Source organism: Microbacterium sp. KR10-403, assembly GCF_040196215.1.
Classification (GTDB): Bacteria; Actinomycetota; Actinomycetes; order Actinomycetales; family Microbacteriaceae; genus Microbacterium.
The window spans coordinates 496,842-520,711 of sequence record NZ_JBEGDC010000001.1 but is presented as its reverse complement, the minus strand read 5'-3'; the positions used below and the strand labels follow the sequence as shown (position 1 = coordinate 520,711).

General features: G+C 69.7%; 18 protein-coding genes and 1 pseudogene. 9 read left to right on the top strand and 10 right to left on the bottom strand.

The annotated features are described in order from the left end of the window. Window positions 1-163: 163 nt before the first annotated feature. Window positions 164-1,327, bottom strand: a complete 1,164-nt coding sequence (locus ABMQ42_RS02620) for an acyl-CoA dehydrogenase family protein (protein WP_349721192.1) — start codon at window positions 1,325-1,327, stop codon at window positions 164-166. 194 nt (window positions 1,328-1,521) lie between these two features. Further along, window positions 1,522-2,877 (bottom strand): M15 family metallopeptidase, encoded by a 1,356-nt coding sequence (locus tag ABMQ42_RS02615; RefSeq protein ID WP_349721190.1) that lies wholly within the window; start codon window positions 2,875-2,877, stop codon window positions 1,522-1,524. A 108-nt stretch (window positions 2,878-2,985) separates the two neighbouring features. Between ABMQ42_RS02615 and ABMQ42_RS02610 the strand changes: the two genes are divergently transcribed. Continuing rightward, window positions 2,986-4,110 carry an Rv2578c family radical SAM protein gene (locus ABMQ42_RS02610; RefSeq protein WP_349721189.1) on the top strand — a complete coding sequence of 375 codons (1,125 nt, stop codon included), beginning with the start codon at window positions 2,986-2,988 and terminating at the stop codon, window positions 4,108-4,110. A 13-nt stretch (window positions 4,111-4,123) separates the two neighbouring features. On the opposite strand, the gene ABMQ42_RS02605 is transcribed toward ABMQ42_RS02610, so the two are convergent. Together ABMQ42_RS02605 and ABMQ42_RS02600 are read right to left on the bottom strand one after the other, a co-directional pair. After that, entirely contained in the window at window positions 4,124-4,876 is a 753-nt protein-coding gene (locus tag ABMQ42_RS02605; RefSeq protein WP_349721188.1) for a phosphotransferase, read from the bottom strand. 22 nt (window positions 4,877-4,898) lie between these two features. Next, a complete protein-coding gene (locus tag ABMQ42_RS02600; RefSeq protein ID WP_349721187.1) occupies window positions 4,899-5,204 on the bottom strand; it encodes a hypothetical protein in 306 nt (101 codons plus the stop codon). 25 nt (window positions 5,205-5,229) lie between these two features. Here ABMQ42_RS02600 and ABMQ42_RS02595 point away from each other — a divergent pair, with 25 nt between their 5' ends. Continuing rightward, window positions 5,230-7,038, top strand: coding sequence for an HNH endonuclease signature motif containing protein (locus tag ABMQ42_RS02595; RefSeq protein ID WP_349721186.1), 1,809 nt, complete (start codon window positions 5,230-5,232; stop codon window positions 7,036-7,038). Between the two features lie 125 nt (window positions 7,039-7,163). On the opposite strand, the gene ABMQ42_RS02590 is transcribed toward ABMQ42_RS02595, so the two are convergent. Then, the gene (locus ABMQ42_RS02590) at window positions 7,164-8,969 is read right to left on the bottom strand and encodes a glycosyl hydrolase family 18 protein (protein WP_349721185.1); all 1,806 of its coding nucleotides are present in this window, start codon (window positions 8,967-8,969) and stop codon (window positions 7,164-7,166) included. Window positions 8,970-9,166: 197 nt separating this feature from the next. Here ABMQ42_RS02590 and ABMQ42_RS02585 point away from each other — a divergent pair, with 197 nt between their 5' ends. Then, window positions 9,167-10,474, top strand: coding sequence for a glycosyltransferase (locus ABMQ42_RS02585; RefSeq protein ID WP_349721183.1), 1,308 nt, complete (start codon window positions 9,167-9,169; stop codon window positions 10,472-10,474). Here the strand turns inward: ABMQ42_RS02585 and ABMQ42_RS02580 are convergent. Next, window positions 10,453-12,651, bottom strand: a complete 2,199-nt coding sequence (locus tag ABMQ42_RS02580; protein ID WP_349721181.1) for a DEAD/DEAH box helicase — start codon at window positions 12,649-12,651, stop codon at window positions 10,453-10,455. The two genes, ABMQ42_RS02585 and ABMQ42_RS02580, sit on opposite strands and share 22 nt — an antisense overlap. A gap of 397 nt (window positions 12,652-13,048) precedes the next feature. Between ABMQ42_RS02580 and ABMQ42_RS18165 the strand changes: the two are divergent. After that, a pseudogene (locus tag ABMQ42_RS18165) lies at window positions 13,049-13,627 on the top strand (DUF998 domain-containing protein); the annotation flags it as partial. Window positions 13,628-13,797: 170 nt separating this feature from the next. Here the strand turns inward: ABMQ42_RS18165 and ABMQ42_RS02570 are convergent. Beyond that, window positions 13,798-17,055, bottom strand: coding sequence for an efflux RND transporter permease subunit (locus tag ABMQ42_RS02570; protein ID WP_349721179.1), 3,258 nt, complete (start codon window positions 17,053-17,055; stop codon window positions 13,798-13,800). 108 nt (window positions 17,056-17,163) lie between these two features. Beyond that, window positions 17,164-17,433 carry a DUF7218 family protein gene (locus ABMQ42_RS02565; protein ID WP_349721178.1) on the bottom strand — a complete coding sequence of 90 codons (270 nt, stop codon included), beginning with the start codon at window positions 17,431-17,433 and terminating at the stop codon, window positions 17,164-17,166. A 110-nt stretch (window positions 17,434-17,543) separates the two neighbouring features. On the opposite strand from ABMQ42_RS02565, the gene ABMQ42_RS02560 reads away from it, so the two are divergent. The 3 genes from ABMQ42_RS02560 to ABMQ42_RS02550 are packed head-to-tail and all read left to right on the top strand — an operon-like array spanning window position 17,544 to window position 21,009. Continuing rightward, window positions 17,544-17,708, top strand: coding sequence for a hypothetical protein (locus tag ABMQ42_RS02560; RefSeq protein ID WP_349721177.1), 165 nt, complete (start codon window positions 17,544-17,546; stop codon window positions 17,706-17,708). Window positions 17,709-17,717: 9 nt separating this feature from the next. After that, entirely contained in the window at window positions 17,718-19,730 is a 2,013-nt protein-coding gene (locus ABMQ42_RS02555; RefSeq protein ID WP_349721176.1) for a potassium transporter Kup, read from the top strand. 37 nt (window positions 19,731-19,767) lie between these two features. Beyond that, the gene (locus ABMQ42_RS02550) at window positions 19,768-21,009 is read left to right on the top strand and encodes a CynX/NimT family MFS transporter (RefSeq protein ID WP_349721174.1); all 1,242 of its coding nucleotides are present in this window, start codon (window positions 19,768-19,770) and stop codon (window positions 21,007-21,009) included. A gap of 62 nt (window positions 21,010-21,071) precedes the next feature. Here ABMQ42_RS02550 and ABMQ42_RS02545 read toward each other — a convergent pair whose 3' ends face one another. Beyond that, window positions 21,072-21,293: a hypothetical protein gene (locus ABMQ42_RS02545; RefSeq protein WP_349721173.1), complete on the bottom strand. Its 222-nt coding sequence runs from the start codon at window positions 21,291-21,293 to the stop codon at window positions 21,072-21,074. A 38-nt stretch (window positions 21,294-21,331) separates the two neighbouring features. After that, window positions 21,332-22,090, bottom strand: coding sequence for a MerR family transcriptional regulator (locus ABMQ42_RS02540; protein WP_349721172.1), 759 nt, complete (start codon window positions 22,088-22,090; stop codon window positions 21,332-21,334). Between the two features lie 287 nt (window positions 22,091-22,377). Between ABMQ42_RS02540 and ABMQ42_RS02535 the strand changes: the two genes are divergently transcribed. Both ABMQ42_RS02535 and ABMQ42_RS02530 read left to right on the top strand, forming a co-directional pair. Then, window positions 22,378-23,259 carry a DUF4097 family beta strand repeat-containing protein gene (locus ABMQ42_RS02535; protein WP_349721170.1) on the top strand — a complete coding sequence of 294 codons (882 nt, stop codon included), beginning with the start codon at window positions 22,378-22,380 and terminating at the stop codon, window positions 23,257-23,259. Continuing rightward, a complete protein-coding gene (locus ABMQ42_RS02530) occupies window positions 23,259-23,870 on the top strand; it encodes a PadR family transcriptional regulator (protein ID WP_349721169.1) in 612 nt (203 codons plus the stop codon). The genes ABMQ42_RS02535 and ABMQ42_RS02530 overlap by 1 nt, the downstream gene beginning before the upstream one ends.

The following is a 23,870-nucleotide window of genomic DNA, read 5'->3' as shown; positions in this document are numbered from 1 at the left end:
CCGATGCTAGCGACGTGCGGGCACGCTGTGGGGTGGGCGGCGTCAGCGCGCGGTGGCCCCGACCGAGCGGACGAGCACCGCTGTGACGACATCACACAGACTGACGGATGCCGCGGCCCCGAGCGTTGCATGAGCGCGGGGCCGCGGCATCCCGAACCGTCGGCTACTTGCGACCGACCAACTGGCGCGACACGATGTCGCGCATGATCTCGTTCGTGCCACCGTAGATGCGGTGCACACGGGCGTCGGTCCACGCACGGGCGATCGGGTATTCCAGCATGTAGCCGTACCCGCCGTGCAGCTGCACACCGAGGTCGAGAAGCTCCCACTCGCGCTCGGTCGCCCAGAACTTGACCTTCGCGGCCTCTTCGGCGCTGAGCTTGCGGTCCTTGTAGAGCATCATCGCGCGGTCGACGTAGGTCCACATCACGTCGACCGTCGTGGCCATGTCGGCCAGCGAGAAGCGCGTGTTCTGGAAGTCGGCGACCGGCTGCCCGAACGCGTCGCGGCTCAGCGTGTAGTCGAGCGTCCACTTGAACGCGGCTTCGCCGGCGGCCGCCGCGGCGACGCCGATCGACAGGCGCTCGAGCGGCAGGTTCATCATCAGCTGGATGAAGCCCTTGCCCTCGGCACCGCCGATGAGGTTCTCGTCGGGCACGAACACGTCGGTGAAGCTGAGCTCAGCGGTGTCCCACCCGTGGAAGCCGACCTTGTTGAGCTTCTTGCCGTGCTCGAAGCCCTCCATGCCGTCCTCGATGAGCACGAGGCTGAACGCGTCGGGGCGGTTGCCCTCGCCGGTCTTGACGAACGTGACGACGACATCGGCGGTCTTGCCGCTCGAGATGAACGTCTTCGCCCCGTTGACGATGTAGCCGCCGTCGACCTTCTTCGCGGTGGTCTTGATGCCGCGCAGGTCGGATCCGGCACCGGGCTCGGTCATCGCGAGCGCGCCGAGGATCTCACCGGTCGCCATCCTCGGCAGCCACTTCTGCTTCTGCTCGGGCGTGCCCATGTGCACCAGGTACGGCACGGCCAGGTCGTCCTGGATGCCGAAGGCGCCGGCCAGCGAGCCGTTGCCGGACTGGATGGTCTCCTCAAGCACGATCGAGCGGAAGCGGTAGTCCTGCAGCATCCCGGCGCCGCCGAACTCCTCCGGAACGGACAGGCCGATGATGCCGGCCTCGCCCGCGGCGAGCATGGTCTCACGGTCGATCTCGCCGTCTCTGTCCCACTGCTCGCGCTTGTCGTTGGTCGCGTAGCGCTTGAGGAACTCCTTGACGACGTCGCGGAACGCCTCGTGGTCTTCGTCGTAGATCTCCCGTTCCATGGCGGGCGGAACCTCTCTCTTCGTCGAGCTCGCGACGCGGATTCGCTGTCGCGGCACCTTGATCCTACGCGGCATCCAGTCTCACGACCTATGGCATTCAGTGCCGCCTACAAGGAAAGACGGGATGCCGCGGCAGGCGTTGCCGGACTGCACAAGAGAGCATTCTCACGGCCCGAGCGGCGTCGCGCGAGTGCTCAGTCGGCGTAGTCGGGAGAGGCCGGCAGCCCGAAGAACTGCTCGAGGGTGCGATAGCCGCCGTCGTGGTAGGCCCCGGCGAGGTCGCGGCCGATGTAGCGCAGGTGCCAGGGCTCGGGCTCGTAGCCGGTGACGTCGGTCTCGCCCTTCTCATAGCGGACGATCCAGCCGTACTTCCACGCGTTCTTGACGATCCAGTCGCCCTGCGGGCTGCCGGCGACGTCGTCGAGCGTGGCGCACGAGCCGTCGGTGCACGGCACGACGTCGGCGGCCAAGCCCGTCTGGTGCTCGCTGTAGCCGGGGCGCGCGCTGACGGCGTCGGCGCCCTTCGTGCCGCGGTCGGCCTTCTGCGTGCCGTAGTTGCCGATCTGCGTCTTGTACGAGCGGTAGCCGCTGTTCAGGGCGATCTGCCCGGCGCCGGCCTTGCGCGCGGCCTTGTCGAGCGCCGTGAGGGCATCGGCGGCATCGCTGCGCAGGCCGCTGCCGTCCAGGCTCTCCATGCCGCTCGGCTGCTGACGCGGCGAGGGGGCGTAGTCCTTCGGGTCGAGGGCGTGCGTCTTGTCGACGACGACCCACACGTGCGTCGGGTCGGTGAGCGGAACGCACGGCGCCTGACCGTCGGCCACCGCGTCGCGGAACTGCTCGGCGCCGCCCGCCGCGCGGATCGCCGCGGCGTCGTCGCCGTTCTTCAGCGCACGGGTGAAGTCGTCGGTGTCGCACAGGGCGATGGAGGCGAGCGATTGGTCGAACGACGGCACGGTCTCGTCGCGCGCGGCTGTCGGCGTCGTGGTGGGCTCCATCGTCGGATCGACCATGCGCGGCCCGACCTTCGAGCCGGTGATGTCGGCGACGAGCGTGCTCTCCGCCGTCACCGACACGTTCTGCTCGGGCAGCTGCGAGAGCGCGAACGCCGATCCGCCGCCGGCGAGCACGAGCGCCGACGCGGCCGCGAGGCTGATCCGCGCGGTGACGCCGACGCGCGGCTTGCGCGCGTGACGCGCGTGCGCGTGCTCGGTGGTCAAGGGGCGCGGCACCGGGCGCAGTCCGCCCTCGGGCAGCGGCGGTGGCGGCGGCTTGAAGATCGGCGGGTGCGAGGGCCCGTCTTCGTCGGGCTCGATGACCGGGATCGGCAGCGTCTGGACGGTGGCGGTGTCGGCGCGATCGGCGACCGTGGATGCGTCCACGTCGATCGTGGAGCTGGCGGCGGCCGCGGCATCCATCGCCTCGTCCTGCACCGGCCGCGCGGTGCTCCGGGCCCGCTGCTCGGCGTCGGCCCGAGCGCGCGCCTCACGGAGCGCACGCCGCGTGAGGGGGGCGTGCACCACGAGGGGATCGTGCGGGTCGGGGGCCGTCACCTGATCTATTCTGCCCCTTCGATTCGCTCCAGGTCGAGAGCGCTCCCAGGATTCGACACTCCCCTCTTCACTGTTGACATTCTCTCGTAGATCTGTTCCCATGGTGTGATGCGATGGCAGGGGCAGGATGTGGGGGCGACGGATGCCGCGGCCCTGCCCGGCATGGAACGGCTGAGCGGCTTCGTCCGGTCGGTGACGACGCCCGAGTTCGCGGGCGTGACGTTCCACGAGGTGATGAGCAAGAGCGCGCTGAACCGCGTGCCGGGATCGTCGGCGATGCCGTTCGACTGGACCGTGAACCCGTATCGGGGGTGCAGTCATGCTTGCAGTTATTGTTTCGCCCGCGGCACGCACGAGTACCTCGACCTGGACGCCGGGCACGACTTTGACTCGCAGGTGGTCGTGAAGGTGAACGTCGCCGAGGTGCTGCGCCGCGAGCTCTCGCGCGGAACGTGGGGGCGCGAACCCGTGGCGCTGGGCACCAACACCGATCCGTATCAGCGCGCGGAGGGACGCTACGGGCTCATGCCCGGCATCATCGAGGCCCTCACCGAATCGGCCACGCCGTTCTCGGTCCTCACGAAGGGCACGCTGCTGCGCCGGGATCTGCCGCTGCTGGTGGAGGCGGCATCCCACGTCCCCGTCTCGCTCGCGATGTCGATCGCCATGTTCGATGACGCGCTGCAGCACTCGGTCGAACCCGGTACGCCGTCGACGGCGGCGCGGCTGCAGACCGTGCGCGCGGCGACCGATGCGGGATTCGCGGTGACGGTGTTCCTCATGCCGATCCTGCCGCATCTGACCGATTCGATCCCGATGCTCGACGACGCGCTGGCCCGCATCAAGGCCGCCGGCGCGGTGCGCGTGGTGTTCGGGGCGCTGCATCTGCGGCCGGGAGCGAAGGGGTGGTTCCTGCAGTGGCTTGAGCGGCAGCATCCCGAGCTCCTGTCGTCGTATCGCGGACTGTATCCGGGCGTCTCGGCGTATGCGCCGAAGGGATATCGCGCTTGGCTCGGCAAGCGTGTGCGTCCACTGCTGCGCGTGCACGGCCTCGACGGCCGGCTCGAAGACGATCAGCCGAGGCGCGCGGTGGCCGGACCGGTCATGACGACGTCGCTCGCCGGGGCACGGAGTGCGGCTTCGCGGAGCGCGGCTTCGACAAGGGGTGTGGCGTCGCCGAGGGGTGCGGCTTTGCCGAGACGAGTGGATGCCGCGGCCGACCGACTGTTCTGAGGGCCGGTTTCCGTCACGCGGCAGTGAGAGCCGCCTGCCAGACCCCAGCGTGCTGTTCCAGGTATCGCGCGACGGCCCGCCAGTGCGCGCCGTGGCCCTCTGTATACATCGAACCCCAGGGTTCGCGGCCGTCGTGATGCGCACGCTCGAGCATGTCGTGCATCGCCCACGCGCGACCTGCGAGCGCCGAAGTCAGTTGGGCGCGAAGCATGGCGTCCGCCCCATAGCCGCTGACGAAGGCACGCAGCCTCTGCGCCGCCGCCGTGGGGTCCTCGGTGACGTCGTTGAGCGTGAACGCCTGGGCGGAATAGGCGAGGTCCCACACGCGAGTGCTGGCGGCGGAGCCGTCCCAGTCGATGAATACCCAACGGTCACCGATGACAAGGTTCCACGGAGTCAGGTCGCCGTGGCAGACCAAATTCGGATCGGCCACGGGAAGGAGCGCCGGGCCCAGACCGAGCTCTTCGGGATCGAGCCCGACACTCGCGTCGTGGATCGCGCGGATCATCGCGCCCACCCGGGTGAGCTCGTCTCGATTCAGAGGGGGCGAGTCCATCGCAAGAGTCCCGCGGACGTACTCGGTGACCATACGGCCCTGGTCATCTCGGCCGCGCGGCTCGGGAAGGTCGATGCCCCGCGCGCGCAGCGCGCGCATGTATGCGGCGACGCCCGCCGAGTTCTCCGTCCACGGCTTTCTGACGGTTGAGCCGACTCGAACCACGCCCACACTCGCATTGCCGCCCGACAGCGGGATCTCCGGCTGCATCTCCTCAGAGTAGTGACCGGTCTCACTGCTGAGGTCGATTCACGAAGTGCATGTCGGAGATGGCTGCAACGATGTGATGCACCGGGCGACGGTCGCGATGGATGCCGCACGCAATACGCGCATGGTCGTCCGCACCTCTCCGCTGAATCGGATAAATATTTGCTTCTGCTTCGTTATCAATGGTTGCAATATCGTTTATATCTGCTACTATGGATGTATATCGCAGGTCCGCGATTCGTGAAGTAGCACTGAGACCGAGATCATCACGCGGGGTCGACTCATCTGTCGGTTCCTTTCGTTCAGACGCCGCGGGCACGCCCATCGTCATTGGCGTTCGTCTGGAGCTTGTTCTCGTGTCTTCTGTTCCGCAGTCCCCTGATCCGGTAGAGCCGGAGCCGGGTGACCCGCGCGCTCCTGAGCCTGAGCTCGGTCACGGGCCCGCGCCCGCCGGCGACTTCACGGCTGGTCCCGACGCGTTGTCGGGCCCGGTCACGCGTTCGGGGTTGTGGGGCACGCTGGATGCTCTCGTGTCGGATCTGGTCGATACGCGTCAGCAGATCGCCGCGCTGCAGGCGCATGAGTCGGAGCTGCTCGCGCAGGCGGTCGATGTCGTGATCGAGCGGGAACGCGATCGGCGCGAGCGTGGCCTGCGGGTCACCCATGATCTGCCGTTGCGGGAGATCTCCGCCGAGCTGGCCGCGGCGATGCGGCTGTCCGACCGTTCGGTGCAGTCGCGGATGGGGACCGCGTCGCTGCTGGTTCAGATGTTCCCCGAGACCCACACCGCGCTGGGCAAGGGGGAGATCGATCTCGCGCACGCGCATACGATCGTGGACGCGGGCACCCTGATCGCCGACGCCGACAAGCGGGCCGACTATGAGCACCGGGCGTTGGTCGCCGCAGCAAGTGAGACTCCGTACCGGCTGAGCAAGATCGTGAAGGTCCTCGCCGCCCGGATCGACCCCGACAGTGTGGCCGCGGAGATCGAACGCTCCAAAGAAGAACGGTTCGTGCAGCTGATCGATCTGCCCCACGGGCGCGGACGGATCGTGTTCGAGGGCCCCGCCGTGCTCGCCCACGCGATCTACGACCGGCTCACCGCCGCCGCCCACACCCTCACCCGCACCACGAGAAAGAAGACGCCCGCCACGGCGACGGACACGGGCGCGAGTGACGCGGGCGACACGGGCGTGGGCGCGAGCGACACCGGCACCGCAGACGGCAACGTAGCCGGCGGCGAGGTCACCACGGGTGATCCGACCTGCGACACGAACGCGGCCGGCACGAGCACGGGCGACGCGAGCACCGCCGACGCGAGCACCGCCGACGCAAGCACTGCCGACGCGGGCACTGCCGACGCGAGCGACGCAGACGCGAGCGACGCAGACGCGAGCGGCGCGGACGCGGGCACCGCGGAGTCGGGCACCGCTGACGCGGGCGAGACGGGCACGGCGGCGACCGAGGGTGACGGCGAGCCGTGGTTCACGCTGATCACCGGGCCCCACGCCGACGCCTGCACCAGCGACGATCCCACCGCTGACGAGGACAGTGACCCGCGCACCATGGATCAGAAGCGTGCCGACATCCTCGCCGACATCCTCCTCACCGGTGCCCCCACCGGCCACGGCGACGCCCTGGACGCGATCAAGGCGACCGTGCAGATCACCATCCCCGCCCTCACCCTCCTCGGCCACTCCAAACAACCCGCCCTCCTCGCCGGCCACGGACCCATCGACCTGGCAACCGCCAAACACCTCGCCGCCGGCGCCCCCGGCTGGGACAGAGTCCTCACCCACCCCTCCACCGGCGAACCGGTCGCCGTCGACCGGTACCGGCCCACCGCCGAACTCAAACGCTTCCTGCACGTCAGAGACGAACACTGCCGCTTCCCCGGCTGCACCAGACCCCCCTGGACCTGCGACCAAGACCACACGATCGACGCCGCCCTGGGCGGACCCACCAGCAAAGAGAACCTCGGCGACTCCTGCCGACCCCACCACATCGTCAAACACCACACCCTCTGGCGCGTGAAACAACTCGGCCACGGCATCCTCCAATGGACCAGCCCCACCGGACGCCACTACACCGACACCCCCATCGGCACCCTCACCTTCATCCCCGACCCCATCACCACCCACACCACCGAACAACCGCCCTTCTGAGAATCGACATGACACACACTCGCGCTGTCACCGCCAACGCAAGAGCGGCCATCCCGAAGGATGGCCGCCCCAGCGTACTGCGACTCAGCGTGCTGCGAATCAGAGTGCTACGACTCCGTTGCAGATCAGCGCTGCCACGGACCCCACTGATGACCGGGCTTCTGATTGCGCGTCCACCACTGCGCTGTGTAGGTCACGCCCTTGTAGGTGACCTGGTCGCCGCGCTCGTACACGCGGTCGGCAGCCCAGGCCTGCACCGTCGACGGATCCACGCCGCACGCCGTGAGCGTGCTCCACGGCCCGACGTTCGACGCACCCGGCTCCTGCGCCCTGCCCTTCGCGTACCAGAGCGCCTGATACACGTGGCCGCGGAGGTACACCTGGTCGCCCGTGTCGTACTTGGTCTGGGCGTTCCACGCGGTCGCCGTCGCGTTCGGCGTGCGCGCGCACGAGGTCAGCGCATCCCCGGCGACCGGCCCACCGTCAGCCTTGCGCATCACCGCGGCCGACGCGGCCGACAGGTCGCCGTCGAGATCCTGACTCAGCTCCCAGAAGTCGACGCCGCCCAGTCCTTGACGAATCGCCCACTTGGTCTTCTCCGCCACAGAGAACGTGTCATCGAACGACCAGAACTCGTCCGCTGCGGCGTCATAGCCCCACGTCGCGTTGTAGTGCCCGTTCGCGGCATAGTCGTGATGGATCTCCAGGTTGCGCGCCTTCAACTGGTCATACGACTGCTGTCCGATTCCGGTGGCGGGCGTCCACGGCTCGGCCGCGGCATCCTTCCACCCCTGCCCATAGGCGGGAACGCCGAGGTTCAACTGCGCAGGGTCCACTCCGGCGTCCTTGTACGACGCGACGATCGTGTCCAGCCCCAGCCCCCAGTTCTGCGCCGGGTCGCCGTAGATGTTCGCCTGATGACCGGTGGTCGCCGACCACGTGCCCCACAGGTCGTATCCCTGAAGGTTCCCGTAGTCGAGGTACTGGAAGAGCTCGGGCACGTTCCATCCGCCCGCCGTGATCACCGTCGGGCTGGCGGGCAGGAACGCCGACAGCTCATAGTCCCGCCCGGTCTTGCCCGACAGCTTGTCGAGCTGCGTCCGCAGTTCCTTCACGAACGCGAGCATGTTCGCGGCATCGTTCTCCGGGTCGACGGAGTTGCCGACTTCCTGCGCCCAGTCGGGGGCGCCCGGCCACTCCCAGTCGATGTCGAAGCCGTCGAAGATGCCGGCGGCCGAACCGTTGCCACCGCGGCCGTCGATCTCCGGAAGGTTGCCCTTGATGTACAGATCGATGCAGCTCGAGGCCAACGCTGCCCGGCTCTCGGGGGTCGCCACTGCCTTCGAGAACGACTTCGACCACGACCAGCCGCCGAGCGAGATGCTCACCTTCAGGTCAGGGTACAGCTTCTTGAGCTCGCGCAGCTGGTTGAAATTGCCCGCGAGCTTCTGCTCCTTCGCGTCGGCGACCCCCAGCACCGCGTCCTTCGCGGAGTATGCCCGCACGAAGTCGTCCTGCGCAGAGCCGGCCGCTTCCGTCTCTCCCGCGGCGGGGGCGACCACATCCGAGATGAAGCACGTGTAGGGCTCGACGCCGTCGAGCCCTTGGCCGCCGTCGGCCCGCGCGGCGTCGATCGCCTCCTGCGACCCGGCGATGTTGCCGAACGAGTAGTTCAGGTGCGTGATGTTCTCGCCCGTCGACTGATCGACGAACAGCTTCTTCAGCGTCGCCTTCGCGTCGCCGGAGGCCTGCCAGCCGCCGTAGTATCCGACGTTGCGGTAGCCGTTGATGTTCGTCGTGGGAGCGGGCGATGCGTCGATCTCGGATGCCGCCGAAGCGGGCGATGCGGCGGTGGCAGGGGATGCCGCGGCCACGACGATGAGCACGGCTCCCGCCAGCGCGGTGGCCAGCAGCGAAGCGCGGGGGATCACTTCACAAGCTCCTTCGATCGGGGAGTGCGCTCGATACGGGATGTCGAGCCGTGCCCGGCCGGCGTTAGGCAGTGCGCCTTACAAACACGTGCGCCCCATCCTGGCAGAGACTCTGCACGAAGGGAATACCCGCCCGGGGTCCACGAGCCCGCCGTTCGAGGGGTGACAGACGCGCCGGGTTCGGCCATGCTGTCTCCATGGCGCGCATCCTGGTCGCCGCAATGTCGTTCACCGGACACGTCGCTCCGGTGCTCACCGTCGCGCACGAACTCGTCGCCGCCGGTCACGACGTCCGCGTGTACACCGGGTCGGCGTTCGCTGCCCGGGTCGCGGCATCCGGAGCCCGATTCGTCCCGTGGCGCGAAGCCACCGACTTCGACGAGAACGATCTGCAGGCGACCTTTCCGCGCCTCGTCGGCAAGAAGGGCCTGCGCCAGACGATGGTCAACCTCGAAGACTGCATGATCGGCACCGCGGGCGGACAGGTGGCAGACCTCGAAGCCGAGTGGCGGCGCGAGCCCTGGGACGTCACCGCCTGCGACGAGATGGCGCTGGGCCCGGGGCTCTTCGCCGAGCGGCACGATGTCCCCCTCGCGACGATCGCGGTGCTGCCGCTGCATATGCCGAGCCGGCAGGGCCCACCCAGTGGACTGGGACTGACCCCGGGCACGAACGCACTCACACGGCTGCGCGACGCGGCCCTGCGCAGCGCGGTGCCGCTCATGGCCGGCCCGCTCGACCGGCCGTTCAAGCGGCTGCGTCGCGAACTCGGGCTGCCCACGTCGCGCCTGCACTTCAACGAGATCGTGCTCTCGCGGCGACTCATCGTCGCGAACGGGTCCCCCGCGCTCGACTTCGGCCGGACCGACCGGCCACCGCACCTGCACTTCGTCGGCGCACTCACGGCGGATGCGGCATCCCGTCCCGTGCCCGAATGGTGGAGCGACCTCGACGACCGCCGCGTCATCGTCGTGACGCAGGGTACGCAGAACGTCGATCCGTCCGACCTCGTCCGTCCGGCGCTCGACGCGCTCGCCGACGAGGACGCGCTCGTCGTCGCGACCACGGGTCTGCCCGGGCGCAATGACTTCGACTTCGCCGTGCCCGCGAACGCACGGGTCGCCGACTTCGTGCCGTTCGCGCTGCTGCTCCCCCGCACCGACGTCATGATCACGAACGGCGGCTGGGGAGGCACGCTCGCCGGGCTGAGCCACGGCGTGCCGCTGGTCATCGCCGGCGGCGATCTCGACAAGCCCGAGGTCGCGGCGCGGGTCGCGTGGTCGGGCGCCGGCGTGAACCTGCGCACCGGCACGCCCACCAGCGCGCAGGTCGCCGAGGGCTATCGCCGCGCTCGCGACGACGTGTCGGTTCGGGATGCCGCAGCCCGCGTGGGCGCCGAGCTCCGATCACTCGGCGGCCCCACACGGGCGGCCGCGCTCATCGCCGGTCTCGCCGACGACGCCGCGCCCGATGCCGAAGCGGATCAGGCCATCGGGTCGACCTGACGGCCGCTGAGCTCCTCGAGGAGGTCGTCGCCCGGCCGTGCCGGCGTGAACGGCGCGTCGATCTCGGCACGCTCGAGCAGCTCCGACATGCGGCGCTGACGCTGGCGCGGCACGAGCGTCACGACCGTGCCCGGGCGTCCGGCGCGACCGGTGCGACCCGAACGGTGCAGATACGTCTTGTACTCGCTGGGCGCATCAGCCTGCACGACCAGGTCGATGTCGTCGACGTGGATGCCGCGGGCCGCGACATCCGTCGCCACCAGCACGTTCACCTTGCCGTCGGTCAGCCGCTGCAGATTGCGCGAGCGCTTGGCCTGGTTCAGGTCACCGTGCAGCGCGACCGCGCGGATGCCCGCCTCTTCGAACTGCTCGGCGAGCATCTCGGTGTACGCACGGGTGCGCGAGAACACGAGCGTCTTGCCGTCGCGGTCGACGAGCGAGTTGAGGATCTCGGGCTTGTCGCGGTGGTCGATCACCAGCACGCGGTGGTCGATCGTGCCCGAATCCTGGTCTTCGCCGGCGACCTCGTAGACGGCGGGCTCGACGAGGAACTCGTCGACGAGGGCCGCGACCTCACGGTCGAGCGTGGCCGAGAACAGCAGCTTCTGCGCACCGTCGGCGACGAGGCGCAGGATGCGCTGCATCGGCTCGAGGAACCCGAGCTCCGACATGTGATCGGCCTCGTCGAGCACGACCACGCGCACCTGCGAGAGGTCGAGCTTGCCCTGCTCGTGCAGGTCTTCGATGCGCCCGGGGGTGCCGATGATGATGTCGACGCCCTTCTTGAGCGCACCGACCTGGCGCGCCTGCGGCACGCCGCCGTAGATCTGCGTCGTGAACAGGCCCACACTGCGCGCGATCGGCTGCACGGTGCGGTCGATCTGCAGTGCGAGCTCGCGCGTCGGCGCGAGGATCAGCGCCACCGGAGCGCGACCGAACTCGCGCTTGACCCCCGCCTTGGAACGCAGGATCGACTCGACCAGCGGTGCGCCGAAGGCGATCGTCTTGCCCGAACCGGTGCGGCCGCGGCCGAGCACGTCCTTGCCCGCGAGGATCGGGCCGATCGTCGCCGCCTGGATGGGGAACGGGTGCTCGGCACCCAGACCCGCGAGCGCGCGGACGATGTTGTCGCCGAGACCGAGATCGGCGAAGGATGCCGTGGCTCCGGCATCCGCCTGGACGGCCTCCGCCTGCAGCTTCTCGTGGACGACGTCGATGTGCTCCTCGTGCTGCGCAGAGGCGTGCTGGTCTCGGTGGTCGACGTCGCGGCGACCGGAGTCGCGGCGATCGTTGCGGTCGAACGAGCGGCGATCGCTGTCACGATACGACGGACGAGCGCCGCGGTCATCGCGGGAGGACGGACGCTGCGCGCGGTCGTCGCGGCGAGGGCCGCGGTCGTCGCGGTATGCGGGGCGCTGCGCGCGGTCGCCGCTCCGGTCCATCGTGCGGTCCGATCGGGCGCCGCGGTCGGAGCCGTACCCGCGGTCGTCGCGGCGGTCATCACGGTACGGCGGTCGCTGGCCGCGGTCGTCGCGGTGGCCGAAGCGGTCGTCGCGGCGAGGAGCGCGGTCATCCCGATGAGACGGACGCGAACCTTCGGCGTCACGATACGACGGACGCGAGCCCTGGGCATCACGGTAGGACGGACGCGAACCGCGCTCGTCGCGACGCGGGGCACGGTCGTCACGGTACGACGGACGCTGGTTCCGGTCGTCGCGGTACGACGGACGCGAACCGCGGTCGTCGCGACGCGGAGCGCCGTCATCGCGGCGAGCGCCACGGTAGCCGCGGTCATCTCGGTCGTCGCGACGCGGGGCGCGATCCTGACCGAAGCCACGGTTGTCGCGATCCTGACGGTATCCACGGTCCTGACGGTCGTCGCGGAACCCGCGGTCCTGACGGTAGCCGCCGTCGCGACGCTCGTAGCCGCCATCGCGGTGGCCGCGTCCGTCGCGGATGGCGCGCGACTCGTCGCGGCCGGCCTTCTCCTGCGCGGTCCAGCGACGCTTGGGCGCCGACGCCTCGGCCTCGGGGGCGCGGTATCCGCGGTGCCCCGGGCTGCGGCTGCCGGGCTTGCCGGCGGACGAGTCCCCCGGGCGGTGCTTGGTCTTCGCGGCGTAGTGGGGATCGAAATTGCGAGCGGGCCGGCCTCCGGCCGGCTTCTTGTTCTTGGGCATGGTCCTTCTGGGTTCTCTTGCACGAGAACAGCGCCCGAGCGCGCACGCTCGGGCAACCCGGACATTCGTCGGCCGGGGCCATTCTGATGATGGTCATGCACGCCGAGCGGCGCCCATCATCGGCCCCCTGGGCACACAAACCCACACTTCGCCCTGAGCCGACCGAATCAGCCTATCGGTCGCACCTGGGAGACCGCCCGGCCGCGGCATCCACCCCTGCCACTCCGAAAAACCCCTGTCAACCCCGGCTTCCGCCCGTGCGATCGGCCGCCGAGCCTAATAGCATCGATCAGGACGGCTGACGCCGTCACGCTGGGGGCTGGAGAAAACTGCATCCGGCGCGACACACGGATCAGGTCTGGGGACTCGGGCGAGTGGTGCGCCTCGAGGGGGACTGATGTCGACCGGGGAACCGACCTTCTATTTCAGGCCGATGCCGGCACTGCGCTTCGATCCGACGCGACTGCCCATTCTGCTGCGGCCCACGGCGCCGCGCTGGGCGGCGCTGGTCACGGTGATGCTCGTCGCGGGCACGGCCGTGTCGATGCTCACGACCACCGACAGTGACTGGTGGCGTTCGCAGTTCAGCGAACTGGGCACGTTCCACGACTTCTCGGGACACACGTTCAACGCCACGATGATCGTGGTCGGGATGCTGTTCCTCGGGTTCTCGCTGCAGGTGCGCCGCGACATGCACGCCCTGCAGGACCTGCGCGGAGCGAAGCGCTCCGGCAAGGTGAGCGTGCTGCTCGCGTGCTCGGGCGCCCATCTGGCCGCGGTGGGGTTCTTCCCGATGAACGTCAACCAGTTCATGCACGAGCGGGCCGCCGACGGCATCATCTTCTCGTTCCTCGGCGTGCTCATCACGGTGGTCGTGCGTCGCCGGCACTACACGCGTCCGCTGATGGTCTTCACGTACATCCTCGGCGGCACGCTCGTCACGACGACGGTCGTCTACCTCTTCAAGCTCATGACGCTGGCGGCGTTCGAGCTCATCGCGTTCGCGCTCATCTTCACGTGGATCGGCGTGTTCGCCGGCCGCCTGCACCGCATGCTCGCCGAGACACGGCAGCACCCCCGGCACGAGGTCGAGCGCGAACTCGCCGCCGAGCGCGAGGCTGAGCGCCAACTCGCCGACGCACGGTCTCAGTGCTCGCGACGCGACCGGCGCGACGACTCCACCTGGTGGATCGCCGAAGCCTGCGGCAGCGCCCCGACGGTCTCGGCCTCATCGACGCTGACCGCACCGTCCGTCTTCGCACCGCGCCTCGCCTCCCGCCGCTCGCGCGCGCCCTCGACGAGGTTGTACAGCGTGGGCAGCACGAGCAGCGTCAGCAGGGTCGATGACACGAGGCCGCCGATGACGACGATCGCCAGCGGCTGCGAGATGAACCCGCCGTGCCCGGTGATGCCGAGCGCCATGGGCGTCAGCGCGAAGATGGTCGCCAGCGCCGTCATGAGGATCGGCCGGAGGCGCCTCGACCCGCCCGCCATCACCGCGTCGTGGGTCGACAGGCCCTTGGCCCGGTACTGGTTGACGAGGTCGACGAGCACGATGGCGTTCGTCACCACGATGCCGATGAGCATCAGCACGCCGATGAGCGATGCCACGCCCAGCGGCACGCCGGTGATCAGCTGCAGCAGGATCGCTCCGGTCGCCGCGAACGGGATCGACACGAGCAGCAGCAGCGGCTGGCGCAGCGACTTGAAGGTCGCCACCATCACGACGTAGACGATCAGGATCGCCGCGAGCATCGCCAGCCCCAGCTGCGAGAACGCGGTGCCCTGCTGCGAGAGCACGCCGCCGATCGACGCATCGGCCGCCTCCGGCAGGTCGGCGTTCTTCAGCGCTTCGTCGATGGTGGCGGATGCCGCGGTCAGGTCGTCCGTCGACGGCGTGACCGTCACCGTCGCGGTGCGCACGCCGCGCTGCGTCGAGATCGACGTGGGACCGTTGCTCTTCTCCACGGTCGCGATGTCACCGAGCTCGACGATCCCCGTCGCGGTCGCGACATCCATCTTCTTCAACGCGTCGATGGAATCGGGCACATCGGCCGCGTCCAGATACACCGTGACGCTCGACTCGTCGATCTCGACGGTGCCGATCTGCTGCGGACGCATCGTGCTCGACACGATGCCGCCCACCGCGGCCTCGCTCAGCCCGTGCTCGGCGGCCTTGGTGCGGTCGACCGACACGGAGATGTACGGCAGCGATGCCGACAGGTTCGTGGCGACCTGGCCGATGCCGTCCTTGCCCTTCACGGCATCGACGACCGCGTCGGTCGCCGTCTGCAGGGTCTTGCCGTCGGGGGCGGTCACGTCGATCTCGACGTCGCTCGAGCCGAAGCCGCCCTCGGCGGCCGCGACGGTCACGGTTCCGACGTCCTTCAGGTCTGCCACGGCGTCTTCGACGTCGGCCCGCACCTGCGCCTGGTCGGCATCGGTGTCGGTGGTGATCGAGTAGGTCACACCGCTGCCGCCGCCCGAGAACGCGTCGCGCAGCGCGGAGCCGCTCGATCCGATCGAGGTCTGCACGGTGTCGATCCCGTCGACGTCCTTGATGGCGGCTTCGACCTTCTTCGCCGCGGCGTCCTGTGAATCGAGGGATGCCGCGGGCCCCAGGTCCTGCGTCATCGTGAACGTGTTCTGGCCCGAGTCGCCGAGGAAGTTCGTCTTCATCAGCGGCGCGAGCGCCAGGGTGCCGCCGAGCACGAGCACCGCGATGACGACGGTGACGCCGGAGTGCTTGAGCGTCCAGTGCAGGATCGGCAGGTAGCCCTTCTGCAGGCGCGACGGCGGGGCCTCGGGCGCCTCGGGGTCGATCGGTTCGCCGTCGGCATCGAGCAGCTGCCTGCCGGGCTTGAGGAACCAGTACGCCAGCACCGGCACGATGGTGAGGGCCACGACGAGCGAGGCGACCATGGCGATCGTGACGGTCAGGGCGAACGGACGGAACAGCTCGCCCGTCATGTCGCCGACGAACGCGATCGGCAGGAACACGGCGACGGTCGTCAGGGTGGATGCCGCCACGGCCGTTGCCACCTCGCGCACCGCGCGGGTGATGGCCTGCAGCTTGTCGGCGCCCTCGACGTAATGTCGTTTGATGTTCTCGATGACGACGATCGAGTCGTCGACGACGCGCCCGATCGCGATCGTCAGGGCGCCCAGCGTGAGGATGTTCAGCGAGTACCCGAACGCCTGGATGCCGATGAACGTGATGAGCACGCTCGTCGGGATCGAGATGGCCGTGACCAGCGTCGAGCGCACCGACAGCAGGAAGATCAGGATGATGATCACGGCGAACAGCAGGCCGAGCAGACCCTCCTGCGCGAGCGAGTCGATCGACTGCTGGATGTACGGCGCCTGATCGAAGACGACGGTGAAGTGCGCGCCGTCGAGCTGCTTCTGCAGGTTCGGCAGCGCATCGCGCACGGCCGTCGACACGTCGACGGTGTTGGCCGCCGGCAGCTTCGTGATGGCCAGGGTGAGGGCGTTCTCGCCGTTGACGCGCGAGATGGTCGTCACCGGATCGCGCTCGAGCTTCACGGTCGCGACATCCGCGATCGTCGTCGTCTCGGTGCTCGACGAGGTCTTCGTGCCGGCGGCAGCACCCGCCGCGGCACCGGCCTGGGCCTGCACCTGCTGCTGCGCCAGCGCCTGCGCGCTCGGCACGAGCGGCAGCTGCTCGATCTCCTTCACGGCGTCGAGCTTCGCGCCGGTCTGCACGGTGAGGGTCTGGTCGCCGTCGGTGATGTCGCCGCCCGGGAAGAGCAGCCCGTTCTGGCTGAGCGCGTCGGTGATCGACTGGGTGGTGAAGCCGGATGCCGCGAGCTCGTCGGTGTCGGGAGTGATGGTCACGCGCTGCCCGCGTCCGCCGACGATCTGCGCGGCGTTGACGCCGTCGATGTCTTCGAGGTCGGGGACGACCGTGCTCTCCAGCCGTGACTGCACGGTCTGCTCATCGTCGAAGCCGGTGACCGCGAGCTGGATCACCGGGAAGTCGTCGATCGACGCGGAGATGACGTTGGGGTCCACTCCGTCGGGCAGCGTGCTCTTGATGCGGTTGATCGCGACGCTGATCTTCTGCTCGGCGGTGGCGAGGTCGGTGCCGTAGGTGAACTGCGCCTGCACGATCGACGAGTTCGTCGTGCTGGTGGCGCTGGTCTCCTCCAGCCCCGGCACGCCCTGGATCGCCTGTTCGATCGGGTCGGACACGTCGTGCGACACGACCTCGGGCGAGGCGCCCGGGTAGGTGGAGACGACGATCAGCTGCGGGAACTCGATCGACGGGATGAGCTCCTGCTTGAGATTCACCAGCGCGATCGATCCGAAGACCGCGGCGATGATCGTGATGAGCGCGATCAGCGCGCGGTTGCGCAGGCTGAGGACGGCGAGCTTCGACACGGGGGCCCTTCGAGCAGAAGATGGAGGGCGGCCGCGCGCGACCGCCCGGGCGCGATTATTCCACGGGTGCGGTGAATGTATGCCGTGCAGTGCGCAGGCGCCGAACAGTCAGTGATGGCGCAGCAGGTCGATGAGTTCGCTCTTGCGCTTGCCGGAGTATCCGTGCAGGCCCAGCTCCTTCGCCCGTGCCTTCAGCTCGTCGACCGTCCGGTCCTCATAGTTCTCGGCCTTGCCGCCGCGCTGACCGATCTTCTTCTTGCCGTCCCGGGCGGCGGCGTTCGAGATGCGCGCCGCCTTCTCCTCGGAGTCTCCCTGCTTGCGCAGCTCCTCGTACATATCGGGATTCTTCAGGCTGTTCGAGGCTCGTCCTCGGGGCATGATGTCTCCTCTCGCCCCGCCCACGGTAGCCACGTGCGCGGCGCCGGTCGAGGGGTTGACGTGGACACCTGGACATGCTCAGGTGGGACGAAGGCAAGGGGGTCTCACTCATGAACGCCGCACTCGTCATCATCCTGATCATCGCCGTGATCGTCGCGATCTTCAGCGGTCTGAACGCCGCCCTGCACTGGCTGCTCTGGGTCGCGCTCGTGGTCGCCGTCATCGCCCTGATCGCCTTCCTGCTCCGCGTCATCAGCGGGCGCAACCGCACCTGATCGACGGCGATGTCGACGGCGCGCGGCGACGAGTCGACCGCGGGCTCGGACGACCGCACGGCCGGGCACCCTGACGCCGAGCCGGCCGACGTCGCCAGCGAGGAGCGCCGCGACCGCCCCGCCGCGGTGCCCGCCGAGGAGCGGGCGCGGCGGCAGGGCGCCGGTCAGGTAGCGCTGGTCGCGCTCGCGGTGCTGGGCGTCGTCTACGGCGACCTCGGCACGAGCACGATCTACGCGCTGCACGCCGTGTTCAACGGTGGATCCGCCCACCTCGCACCCGACCGTGTCGACGTGCTCGGCATCCTCTCCCTCGTCTTCTGGACGCTCATCCTCGTCGTCTCGGTGAAGTACATGACCCTCGTGCTGCGGGCCGACAACCGGGGTGAGGGCGGCGTCTTCGCCCTGGTCGCCCTGCTGCGACCGTGGCGCGCGCTCCGGCGGCGGTCACGGCGCGCGCTCGTGCTCGTCGGGCTGGCCGGCGCCGCGATGCTGTACGCGGGCGTCATGATCACCCCCGCGATCTCGATCCTCAGCGCCGTCGAGGGCCTGCGCGAGGCCTCGCCGCACATGCAGCCCTTCGTGATCCCGGTGACGCTCGTGATCATCGTGCTGCTGTTCGCGGTGCAGCGGTTCGGCACGGCCAAGGTCGGTGCGGCGTTCGGCCCCGTGATGGCGGTCTGGTTCGTCGCCATCGCCGCACTGGGCGTGTACGGCATCGCCCTCGAACCCGGAGTGCTGGCGGCTCTGAACCCGGCGTACGCCGTGACGTTCTTCGCCCGCAACGGGCTGGTCGGGTTCCTCGTGCTGTTCGCGGTCTTCCTGGTGACGACCGGCGTCGAAGCGCTGTACGCCGACATCGGGCACTTCGGCCGGCGGACGATCCGGTGGGTGTGGTTCTGCTTCGTCCTCCCGGCCCTCCTGCTCAGCTACTTCGGCCAGGGCGCCGCGCTGCTGGCCCACCCGGCGTCCGGCGCCCAGCCCTTCTACAACCTGGTGCCGCGGCCGCTGCTGTATCCGATGGTCGTGCTCGCGACGCTCGCGACCGTGATCGCGTCGCAGGCGGCGATCACCGGCGCGTTCTCGATGACCCGGCAGGCGAGTCGGCTCGGCATGATGCCGCCCTTCCGGGTCGTGCAGACCTCCGAGCAGAGCGCCGGGCAGGTCTACGTGCCGGCGATCAACCTCGTGCTCATGATCGCCGCCGTCGTGCTGGTACTGCTCTTCCGCAGCTCCGAGCAGCTGGCGAGCACCTACGGGGTGAGCGTCAACGCCACGATGGTGGCCACGACCGTGCTCGCCTACGTGGTCGCACGCGAGCGGGGTCGCTGGCCGCGTCGGGTCGCACTGCCGCTCATGATCGTGTTCCTCGCGATCGACCTCACCTATCTCGCGTCGAATCTGCTGCGCGTGCCCTATGGCGGCTGGTTCCCGATCGTGATCGGGGCGGCGCTGTTCGTCGTCATGTCGACCTGGCGGCGCGGCGGCGAGCTGCTCGCCCGGCGCACCGATGACGACGCGCTCCCCCTCACGGACGTCTTCGCCCTGCTGCGCCGCACCCGCGCGGCGCGCGTGCGGGGGACGGCGGTGTTCGTCACGCCGTGGCTCGATGACACCCCGCCGTCCCTCACGCACCAGGTCGAGCGCAACGGCAGCCTGCACCGTCGCGTGATCCTCCTGAACGTGCTCGTCGAAGACGTGCCGCACACCACGGGCGGCGAGCGCCGCGAGGTCGAGAAGCTGCGACACGGGTTCGTCCGGGTCCGCCTCCACTGCGGCTACCTCGAGCACGTGGACGTGCCGGCCGAGCTCGCGCGCTGCGAGGGTCTGCACGTCGACCCCGCCGCCGCGACCTACTACATCGAGCATGAGTACCCGCAGCACGGCAGCGGGCGGCTGCGGGGCGTGGCCGCCTGGCGCGAGCACGTGTTCGCCTTCCTGAAGCGCAACTGTCCCGACCCCACCACCGGCTACGGCATACCCGCCGACCGCATCGTCGACATGGGCCTGCGGGTGCGCATCTGATTCGTTGCTGCGCACAGGCGGGGCATAGCCTGAGCGCATGACTTCTGCGCCGCCGCCTGCCCACCGCGACGGCGCCGCCCGCGCGGGCCTCATGCTGGCCGGCGTGCTGCTGCTGGCCGCCAACCTGCGCGCGGGCATCACGTCGGTGGGGCCGGTGCTCGGCGACATCCGCGCCGACCTCGGCATCGGCGGCACGGCGGCGTCGTTCCTCGTCGCGCTGCCCGTGATCGGATTCGCGGTCGTCTCGCCCATCGCCCCCGGGATCGCCCGCAAGGTCGGGCTCGAGCGGGCTCTCGGCGGCTCGCTGCTGGTGCTGGCCGCGGCGGTCGTGCTGCGCTCGGTGCCGCTGCCCGGCGCGATCTGGGTGGGCACGGCGATCCTGGGCGGCGCCATCGCGATGATCAACGTGCTGCTGCCGGCGCTCATCAAGCGCGAGTATCCCGACCGCGTGGGCCCGATGACCGGCATCTACTCGGCGCTGCAGAGCGGTGTCGCGGCCGTCGCCGCCGGCCTGGCGGTGCCGATCGCCGGCATGACCGATGCGGGGTGGCGGCTGTCGCTGGGCATCTGGGCCGCACTGGCACTGATCGCGTTCGCGGTGTTCCTGCCGCAGCTGCGCGCCCGGCACACCGCGGCCGAGAAGGCGATGGATGCCGCGGCCGCCGAAGACGCGGACGCCCCGGCCGACCCGGCCCACGTGGGGCCCATGTGGCGCTCTCCGCTCGCGTGGGCGGTGACGTTCTACCTCGGCCTGCAGTCGACCATCTACTACACGGCCATCACCTGGTGGCCGACCGTCGAGCACGACAGCGGCCTGTCGATCGTCGGCGCCGGATGGCACCAGTTCGTGTTCCAGTGCTTCGGCATCGTCGGCAGCCTCACCGCCGCGGCGCTGCTCCACCGACTGCGCGCGCAGAGCGGCCTCGCCGCCATCGCGGCGGTCGTGGTGTTCGTCGGAGTGGGCGGGCAGATGCTGTTCCCGGCCGCGGGCGTGGTCTGGGTCGCCATGCTGGGGGTGTCGGGCGGGGCATCCATCACCGTCGCGCTCTCGCTGTTCGGGCTGCGCACACGCAACCACCACCAGGCCGCCGCCCTCTCGGGCATGGGCCAGTCGGTCGGCTATCTGATCGCCGCCTTCGGACCGATCCTCGTGGGGGCACTGCACGACGCCACGGGCTCGTGGGAGTGGCCCCTGTTCGCGCTGCTCATGGTGAGCGTGGGCATCTTCATCACGGGCATCCTCGCCGGGCGGGCCCGGTTCGTGGGCGAGCGGGCCTGAGCGCGGTCGGCGGGCCCCGGTCGGCAGGTACGGCTCGGCGCGCTCGGTCGGCAGGGTGCTGCTCAGCGCGCCCGGCGCGCCGGCGGCTCGGGCACGCGGACGGCGTGGGTCACGGCATCCAACGGCACCGTCACCATGCCGCGGCGCGTCTCGACGACGCAGGCCTCGGGCGTGATCTCGCGCAGGTAGCCGAGCGCATCCGACCAGCCGCCGTCGATCCGGCGGCGCACGGTGACCCGGGTGCCGGGCTCGCACGCGCGCAGGAAGTCGACGGGGCCGCTCATACCGTCAGCTTACGGTCGGCCGCACGGGTCGCGGAGCGCTACAGCTCGACGTCGGCGTAGGCCCGCAACGCGTCGCGCACGAAGGTCGCACCGTCGACGCCGCCGTAGTTGGCCGCGAACCGCGGGTCGGCGACATACATGTCGCCGAGACCCCGCACGTACCCGGCGATGTCGCCGTCGGATGCCGCGGCCGGCGTCCCCGGGATCCCCCGCAGCCACTGCACGTGGCGTTCGGCGAGCCCGTGCGCCTCGGCGCTGTCGGGAGCGATGCCGCGGCCCGCGGCATCCCGCCACTGCTCGTTCAGGTCCGCGACCTGCTGCTGCCATGCCGTGCGCTGGTCGGGGCTCATCCCCTGCCACCAGTCGTTGCTGCGCGCGTATGCGTCGGCGCCCCAGCGCTCGGTGACCTCCTCCTGGTACTGCGTGTTGTCGAATCCGTCGAACATCTTCTCGGCCATGGGTTCCTCCCCTTTCTGCAGGGCGTCGATGGTGGACGTGACGGCGGCGATCCGCCGGTCGAGTCGCTCCTTCTCCTGCCGCAGCAGGTCGAGGTGCGTGCGCAGGGCGCGCACCTCGCTCGTCTCGCGGGCGAGCACGTCGGCGATCTGCGGCAGCGGCAGCCCGAGCTCGCGCAGCAGCAGGATGCGCTGCAGCCGCACGAGCGCGGCCTCGTCATACCGGCGATAGCCGTTCGCTCCGATGCGGGTCGGGGCGAGCAGCCCGATGGCGTCGTAGTGGCGCAGCGTTCTGCTCGTCGTGCCCGCGAGGGTCGCGATCTCGTGGATCGATCTGTCCATCCCGCGCGTCCTTCCGTCCTCTCGAGCCCCACGCTAGACCTTGACGTTGCGTCAACCTCAAGCCGGTGCGGCAAATTCACATGAGTCTGTCTTGTGCACATCGAACCGGCGGCAGTTCGACGTGCGTGGGACAGACTCATGTGAATCCGCCGGGGGTGAACTCGGCCGGGGTGAACTCGGCCGGGTGAACTCGGCGGGTGTGAATCTGCTGAACCGGGTTGCGCTCGAGCTATATCGCGTTTATCGTCGTAGACACGATATATCTCGAATCACACACGGGAGTCCCCATGACCAACGAGAAGTGGCTCATCCAGCCGGGCCAGACACGCGTCATCGACATCGACGACGTGACCAGACTCAAGATCGGGCTCGTCGGCGGGCAGATCGACGTCGTCGCCCACGACGAACCGGGCCTGCGCATCGAGGTGCACGCGGTCTCGGGGCGCGATCTGCGCATCGAGGCGATCGACGGCGCCGTCGAGATCGACCATCCGCAGCTCGGGTGGGACAACTTCCTCGACGTCTTCCGCCACTTCGGCGCCAACGGCCCGAAGGCCGAGATCAGCGTCGCAGTCCCCCGCGCCGTGGCCGTCACGCTCGGCGTCGTCAGCGCCAGCGCGCTGATCAGCGGCCTGCGCACCGACGCGCGCCTGAACACCGTCTCGGGCGACCTGCTCGTCGACGGACTGACCGGCGACCTCACGCTCAACGCCGTCTCGGGCGACGTGCAGGTCCGCGGCCTGTCGGGCGCGCTGCTCGCCAACAGCGTGTCGGGTGATGTCACCGCCTCGGGCGCGATCGTCAAGACCGTCGTCGACACGGTGTCGGGCGCCGTGCTCATCGACACCACCGGCACGGTCGACCGCATCACGCTGAACACCGTGTCGGGCGACGCGACCATCCGCCTCGACGAGGGGCTGGCCGCCAACTACGTCGTCCGCAGCGTGAGCGGCCAGGTGCTCATCGACGGCACCGTGCGCTCGGGGCAGGGCAACGGCCCCGGCACGAGCTACACCGGCACGACCGGGCAGCTCGCGGGCAGCTTCGCCGACGTGCGCACGAACTCCGTGTCGGGCAACCTCTCGGTGCTGCGCCGGGCAACGGACGGGGCGGATGCCGCGGCCGACGCCTCCGGCCACACCGACGCGACAGACGAGGAGGAGTGGTGATGGCCCCGGTCTTCTCGCACGGCGACCTGCGCCTGTACCTGCTGAAGCTGCTCGACGAGCAGCCGCGGCACGGCTACGACCTCATCCAGGCGCTCACCGATCGCACGGGCGGCACGTACACACCGAGCGCCGGCACGATCTATCCCCGGCTGGCCAAGCTCGAGGAGGAGGGCCTGGTCACCAAGACCGTCGACGGCCGCAAGACGATCTACGCGATCACCGAGGCCGGGCGCGACGAGGTGGCCGCCCGCGCCGAGGAGTTCGACGGGATCGAGGCGGGCCTGGCCGATTCGGTGCGGCTGATCGCCGACGAGGTGCGCGGCAGCGTGCGCGAGGCGATGAAGAGCCTGCGCGCCGACCTGGCCGCCGCCGCGCACGAAGAGCGCCGGGCCGCGCCCACCCGCATCCCGCGCGACGACGACCCGCGGGTGCGCAGCCGCGAGCAGCTGCAGCGCGCCGACACGGCCATCAACGCGTTCCGCGCGCAGGTGCGCACCGACCTGCGCTCACATGTGGCGCGCGGAGGGGCGGTCGCGGCATCCACCGTCGACCAGCTCGTGCGCGCGCTCGACGAGGCCGCGAAGGACGTCACCCGTGCCCTGCACGGGTGA